Origin of the sequence: Gordonia sp. (in: high G+C Gram-positive bacteria) (assembly GCF_049299075.1) — a bacterium.
In the GTDB taxonomy this organism is placed as follows: domain Bacteria; phylum Actinomycetota; class Actinomycetes; order Mycobacteriales; family Mycobacteriaceae; genus Gordonia.
In genome coordinates, this window is sequence record NZ_JBAQWU010000261.1 from 1 (window position 1) to 6118 (window position 6118).

7 protein-coding genes and 1 pseudogene are annotated in these 6118 nt (G+C 66.3%); 3 read left to right on the forward strand and 5 right to left on the reverse strand.

The window, feature by feature from the left end; all coding sequences use genetic code 11:
- Window positions 1–474 precede the first annotated feature (474 nt).
- On the reverse strand, window positions 475–612 hold the full coding sequence (locus WAW85_RS08120; RefSeq protein ID WP_422559113.1) for a hypothetical protein: 138 nt from the start codon (window positions 610–612) through the stop codon (window positions 475–477).
- 90 nt (window positions 613–702) lie between these two features.
- On the opposite strand from WAW85_RS08120, the gene WAW85_RS08125 reads away from it, so the two are divergent.
- Both WAW85_RS08125 and WAW85_RS08130 read left to right on the forward strand, forming a co-directional pair.
- The gene (locus tag WAW85_RS08125; RefSeq protein WP_422559114.1) at window positions 703–1224 is read left to right on the forward strand and encodes a peptidylprolyl isomerase; all 522 of its coding nucleotides are present in this window, start codon (window positions 703–705) and stop codon (window positions 1222–1224) included.
- Between the two features lie 17 nt (window positions 1225–1241).
- Entirely contained in the window at window positions 1242–2138 is an 897-nt protein-coding gene (locus WAW85_RS08130) for a rhomboid family intramembrane serine protease (protein WP_422559115.1), read from the forward strand.
- Between the two features lie 50 nt (window positions 2139–2188).
- Here WAW85_RS08130 and WAW85_RS08135 read toward each other — a convergent pair whose 3' ends face one another.
- Window positions 2189–2638, reverse strand: coding sequence for a PH domain-containing protein (locus tag WAW85_RS08135; protein WP_422559116.1), 450 nt, complete (start codon window positions 2636–2638; stop codon window positions 2189–2191).
- A 217-nt stretch (window positions 2639–2855) separates the two neighbouring features.
- Window positions 2856–3152 (reverse strand): cell division protein CrgA, encoded by a 297-nt coding sequence (gene crgA / locus WAW85_RS08140; protein ID WP_422559117.1) that lies wholly within the window; start codon window positions 3150–3152, stop codon window positions 2856–2858.
- A gap of 54 nt (window positions 3153–3206) precedes the next feature.
- Here crgA and WAW85_RS08145 point away from each other — a divergent pair, with 54 nt between their 5' ends.
- The gene (locus WAW85_RS08145; RefSeq protein ID WP_422559118.1) at window positions 3207–3851 is read left to right on the forward strand and encodes an aminodeoxychorismate/anthranilate synthase component II; all 645 of its coding nucleotides are present in this window, start codon (window positions 3207–3209) and stop codon (window positions 3849–3851) included.
- 29 nt (window positions 3852–3880) lie between these two features.
- On the opposite strand, the gene pknB is transcribed toward WAW85_RS08145, so the two are convergent.
- Window positions 3881–5770 (reverse strand): Stk1 family PASTA domain-containing Ser/Thr kinase, encoded by a 1890-nt coding sequence (gene pknB / locus WAW85_RS08150; RefSeq protein WP_422559119.1) that lies wholly within the window; start codon window positions 5768–5770, stop codon window positions 3881–3883.
- Window positions 5771–5773: 3 nt separating this feature from the next.
- A pseudogene (locus WAW85_RS08155) lies at window positions 5774–6118 on the reverse strand (serine/threonine protein kinase); the annotation flags it as partial.

Here is a 6118-nt window from a genome sequence, read left to right on the forward strand (position 1 = left end):
GGGGTGCGGCGGACTGGGGCGGAACCGGCTGGGGTGGGCCGGGTTGGGGTGGGCCGGGCTGGGGTGGGACAGGTTGGGGTGGGACAGGCTGGAGTGGGACAGGCTGGGGTGGGACAGGCTGGGGTGGCGCGGGGGCCGGGCGAGCGGCTGTCGCCGAGTAGTGGCGGGCGGATTGTCGATGCGGCGCGGGTGCAGACTGGTTCGCCGCTGCGGTGCCGGGATAGCTTGCGCGCTGGACGACTGGCGGCTCGGCCGGACTGGTCGGATCCGGCACGGACTGGACCATCATCGGCGGCAGGTCGCCGCTCGTCGACGGTTCGACGTTCGCCTGCGGTCCTGGCGCACGGCGGTCGGCTGGTGCGCGAACTCGCCCGCTGCCGTCGCTGGGGGGTTCGTCCACGCTCGCGGGATCGTGCGGTTGATCAGAGGACACCCGTCCAAACTACTCGCTTAGGTTCGGCAGGGTCAGCACTGTCAGCCCAAGTCGTCGATGCGGGGCACCTGGGCGGAGACCGGCGGGTGCTCGGTGCGGGCCAGGCGCAAAGCGATCGCGACGGCAGCGCCGATCGCGGCGAGGACGGAGACGACGACGGCCGCGGCATTCTTTGACATAGATCAAGCGTGCCAGGTGAACCGAGCCCTGGCCACCCCGCACAGGTCTAGTCGCCACCCATCGGCGGGCCGACATGATTGGATGGAAGCGTGAGTGATGACAAGAAGACCGCAACCCTGCACACCAACCGCGGCGACGTCGTCGTCGAGCTCTTCGAAGACCAGGCGCCCAAGACTGTCGCCAACTTCGTCGGTCTCGCCGATGGTTCCCGCGACTACTCGACCACCAACGCCAAGGGCGGCGACAGCGGCCCGTTCTACGACGGCAGTATCTTCCACCGAATCATCGACAGTTTCATGATTCAGGGCGGCGACCCGACCGGCACCGGTCGCGGTGGCCCGGGCTACCAGTTCGAGGACGAGTTCCACCCCGACCTGCAGTTCGACCGCCCTTACCTGTTCGCCATGGCGAACGCCGGACCGGGCACCAACGGCTCGCAGTTCTTCATCACCACGGTTCCGACGCCGCACCTGAATCGTCGCCACACCATTTTCGGTGAGGTCGTCGACGCAGATTCGCGTGCCGTGGTGGACGCGATCGGCGCCGTTGCCACCGACCGTGGCGACCGTCCGCACGACGATGTGGTGATTGAGAGCATCGAGATCAACTGATCTCGAACGGCTCACAGATGGGACATCCCGTTACCGGGCCGCAGACCTGCACGTGGCATCCCGGCCGCCCCACCGCGCTCTCGTGTTCGCGGTGCGGGCAGCTGGCCTGCCCGGAGTGTCTGCGCGCGGCCCCGGTAGGACAGCACTGCGTCGACTGCGTCGCTCGCGAGGCGGCGACGGTCCGCGTGGGCACCGCCCCGCAGGTTGCCGCCGACGCGGCGCACCGGACCCCGGTGGTCACCTATGCGCTGATCGCGGTCAACGTCGTCGTGTTCGCGCTCTGCATGTGGCAGGGCGCGGGAATCGTCGGGGCGTCGCCGTTGATGGAGTGGGGCGTACTTTCCACCGGCTTCGGTCCGGGTTTCCGGCCGGATGTGGACTTCGAATACTGGCGGTTAGTGACGTCGGGGTTCCTGCACTGGAGTGTTCCGCACATTGCGCTGAACATGATCTCGCTGTACATCATCGGTCGGGATTTGGAGCGGCTCTTCGGTCCACTTCGGTACGGCGCGATCTATCTCGCCAGTCTGCTCGGCGGTAGCGCCGCGGTCCTCCTGCTGCAACCCGGCGTCGTCGCGACGGCCGGTGCGTCCGGTGCAATTTACGGTTTGATGGGCGCCCTGCTCATCGTGGTGCTGCGCTTGAAACTGCCGGCCACCTCGATTCTGGTGGTGATCGGCCTGAACGTGGCTATGTCGGTGACTATCCCAGGCATCTCGATCTGGGCCCATTTGGGCGGACTGCTCTTTGGCGCGCTCAGTACCCTCGCGGTCCTCTGGCTGCCCACGGCGGTGCTGCCCGCCGAACAACGCACTGCGGACCGGGTGAGCCGGGTGGGCGCAATCGCGCTGGTCGCGCTCTTGGTCATTGCGGCCGGTATCGGTGTAGGGCTGGTAACCGCGTACAGCGTGTAGGGGGGAACCGATCCCGAACCCGAGGGCGCGAACTCGGGCCGCAACACGGGTTAGTCGGCGTCGCGGACAGTTCGGTCGGTGACCGGGAAACCAGCGGCCGCCAGCGCGCTGAAGACCACGGCCGGGTTCTCTCCGAGGTCCCAGCGCCCGAAGACCATCAGGTGGCCTGCGGTGTCTTCGATGAGAAGCTGTTGCGAGCGGAACGCCAGGCGCCGGGTGCCGAGAAGCTCGACCGACTGGGTGTCCGCCGGTGTCAGTGTGGTCGGTCCGCGGAGCGTCCCGACGCGCAATTGTGCGCCGGGACCCACGACTAGCCGCGGCCGCCGCAGTAGCGCGATCAGGCCGACGGCGGCGGCACCGATTGCTGCGACGGCCAGCACAAACATCGCGGGACGATCGGGGTGGCTGGCCCACGACCCGACGCCGAGCGCGATTCCGACGCCGAGCAGGGCCAGGCCGCCGGGAAGGGGTGTCGACCAGCGGTGGACACGGTCGTTCACAGAGTTATCCACAGCGCCTGTCCACAATGGGGATGAGTTACACACATGTGATTTCCACAGTGTGGATTACTTACACACATGTAATTAGGTCCTTGTTTCGACTCGCTGCGTGGGTCCTGCGCGGTCGAAGGGCACTCGATCAGCGAGGAGACGTCGTTGGTCGACGGTTCGGTACCCAGCGACAAGGCATGGCTCATCGGGGGCTGGAAGGGATCGGTCAGCGCCAGCCCATGGTCATCAGCAGGCCGATGACACCCAGACCGAAGCCGATCAGCATGTTCCACTGACCGAGGTTGTACATCCAATGCAGCCAGCCGCCTTCTTGGGCGACGGGGCGGCTGTCGTTGGAGGCAGCGAGGTAAAAAACCAGCAGCCAGGCCAGGCCGACTAGCATGAAACCGAACATCACGGCCTGGTACCAGACACCCGACGGGCCGGCCTTGACCTTCACCGGCGTGCGGCTCGCCGGGTTGATCGTGTAATCAGTCTTCTTCCGCACCTTTGACTTAGGCATGTCTCTACGGTAACCCAGCGGCCGGGAGCAGCTGCAAACCGTTAACCTGGCAGCGTGCGCATCCTCGTCATCGACAACTACGACAGCTTCGTCTACAACCTGGTCCAGTACCTCGGCCAGCTCGGGGTGAATGCCGATGTGTGGCGCAACGACGACGAGCGCCTCGATGACCTGCCCGGTGTTGTCGCGGCCTACGACGGCATCCTGCTCTCCCCCGGACCGGGCACCCCGCAGCGAGCCGGTGCGACGATGCCGATCATTCCGGTCGCCGCAGCCGCCGCCACCCCGCTGCTGGGCGTCTGCCTCGGCCACCAAGCGATCGGCGCGGCTTTCGGAGCGACCGTCGACCGGGCACCGGAACTACTGCACGGCAAGACCTCACTGGTCACGCACAATGGCCAGAGCGTCCTGGCTGGCCTGCCCGACCCGTTCGTGGCCACGCGCTACCATTCGCTGACGGTGCTGCCGGAGACCATCCCCGACGAGCTCGAGGTGACCGGCCGGACCGAGTCCGGGATTGTCATGGCGATGGCACACCGGGAGCTGCCGATCCACGGGGTGCAGTTTCACCCGGAGAGCGTGCTGACGCAGGGCGGACACCGCATGCTGGCCAACTGGCTGCACATGTGCGGATACGACGTTCCCGAACAGCGGGTCGCCGCGCTGGAAGCCGAGGTGGCCAGCGCGCTGGCCACCTGAACCGCCGGTCTCGGCGGACCGCGACTCGGCTAGAGGCCAGCGCGTCCGACGACCAGTTCCACCGCCCCGTCCTTGGCCAGTTTGGCCCCAGCCCTCGGCGACTGTTCAACCACCCTGCCGATGTCGGCGGAGGTCAGACCGACCGGACGCTGGCGCACGTTGATGGTGCTCTCCTCCCAGCCCGCCGCGGTGAGGGCGGCCTTGGCCGACGCGACAGTCTTGCCGCGCAGATCCGGTACGACGAACTGGTTGCCGCGTGAGATCACGACCCGCACGACGCTGCCGACCTCGACGGTGTCGCCGGTTTTCGGTGACGTCGAGACGACCTGGCCCGTCGGGCGCTCGGAGTCGCCCGGCACGGCATTCATCTCCAGACCCATCTGCTCAAGAACGGTGCGCGCCTCCGCCTCGGTCTGGCCGGTGAGGTCGGGGATAGTTACTTCGCGGGGGCCGGTGCCCACGTAAAGCACCACCGTGGTGTTCACTGCCGTCTCGCTGCCGGTGCTCGGCGTATTGCGCACTACCTTGTCTTTCAACGCGACGGTGGACTCGGTCTTCTCAGTCTTGATCTCGGTGAAGCCCAGCGTGCTCAAGACTTCGGTGGCTTCTTTCTGCGTCTTCCCGCGCAGGTCCGGGATGGCTCGGCGCTGCGGACCGGACGAGACGTACAGCGTCACCTCCGAGCCTTTGGATGTGGGGACACCATTGCCCGGTGCGGTGCGCGTCGCCAGGCCGACAGCCACATCGAGACTGGACTCGGCGATTTCTTTCACCTGGAATCCGGTCTGCTCAAGGTTGTCTTTAGCGGCGTCGGCCGTCAGTCCGGTGACCATCGGGATCGCGACCATTTCGCCGCCAGCACTCCACGGTGACCAGGCCAAAAAGGCGATGATCAGGGTGAGGATCGAAACCAGCGCCACCGCTATCCGTACCCGGCGGCGTCGCGGCGAATAAGTAGGAGTGCTATCGAGCGCAACCCCGCGACGACGGCCGCCCGACGCGCTCGCGAGACTCTGCGCGCCGGTCAGAGCTAGTACATCGTCGTCATCGGCGTCGAGAAGCATGGGTGCCGATGGTTTGCCGCCAGCGATCACCTTGATCAGGTCCGCACGGAACTCGCCGGACGTCTGATAACGGTTGGCCGGATTCTTGCTCATCGCCTTCATGACGACCGAGTCGAGTTCCGGTGAGATCTCCGCGTTCACCTGCGACGGGCGGCGCGGGTCCTCGTGGACGTGCTGGTGGGCGACCGCAATCGGCGAATCACCGGTGAACGGTGGTTCCCCGGTGATCAATTCGAACAGCACACAGCCCATCGAATAGATATCGCTGCGCGGATCCACCTTGATGCCGCGGGCCTGCTCGGGCGACAAATACTGGGCGGTGCCCATTACCGCGGAGGTCTGGGTCATCGTCGCCGACGTGTCGTCCATGGCGCGCGCGATGCCAAAGTCCATCACCTTCACCGCGCCGGTATGGTCGATCATGACGTTGGCTGGCTTCATATCCCGGTGCACGATCCCGGCCTTATGCGAAAAGTCCATCGCGGCGGCGACATCGGCCATCCAGGCCATCGCCTGGCGCGGCGCGATCGGGCCATTGGCCCGCAGAATGTCGCGCAGTGTCTCGCCATCGACGTACTCCATGACGATGAACGGCAGCGGACCCTCGTCGGTGTCGGTTTCTCCGGTGTCGAAGACCTGCACGATCGTCGGATGATTCAGTTTCGCCGCGTTCTGCGCTTCGCGCTGGAAGCGGATGTAGAACGTCGGATCGCGGGCCAGGTCCGGACGCAGGATTTTGACGGCTACATCGCGGTGCAGCAGCAGATCCCGCGCGAACTGCACTTCCGACATACCGCCGAAGCCCAATGCCTCGCCGAGCTCATACCGGTCGGCGAGAAGTTGCTGAGGTGCCATCGGTTACCCACCAATTCCGGGGAGCTGCGGGATCCAGTCGGGCAGCGGGTTGGTCCGCGACGGCGGGGTCGGGGTTTGCGGGCGCTCCGACTCCGTCGACTCCTCGGTGACGGTGGTGGTGGTCGTAGCGTCGCTGGTGCGCGACGGTGAGGTCGGGTTCGGTCGGGTTACCGTGCTGCCGGTGCGTTCCGGAGTGGTCGTGGCGATCTCGGTGGACACCGAGGGTGCGGTGTTGCCCCGGTTCGGCGACGTCGCCGGATCCAGCAGCCAGTAGCCGATGAGTGCGATCGCGGCGAGCAGGAGCAGGGCGGCGATCGTCGCGAGAACTTTGTGTCCAAGGCTCCAGCT

Coding starts and splice junctions, on each gene's coding strand:
- WAW85_RS08120 (WP_422559113.1), bottom strand. CDS start 612: ATGTCAAAGAATGCCGCGGCCGTCGTCGTCTCCGTCCTCGCCGCGATC.
- WAW85_RS08130 (WP_422559115.1), top strand. CDS start 1,242: ATGGGACATCCCGTTACCGGGCCGCAGACCTGCACGTGGCATCCCGGC.
- crgA (WP_422559117.1), bottom strand. CDS start 3,152: ATGCCTAAGTCAAAGGTGCGGAAGAAGACTGATTACACGATCAACCCG.
- pknB (WP_422559119.1), bottom strand. CDS start 5,770: ATGGCACCTCAGCAACTTCTCGCCGACCGGTATGAGCTCGGCGAGGCA.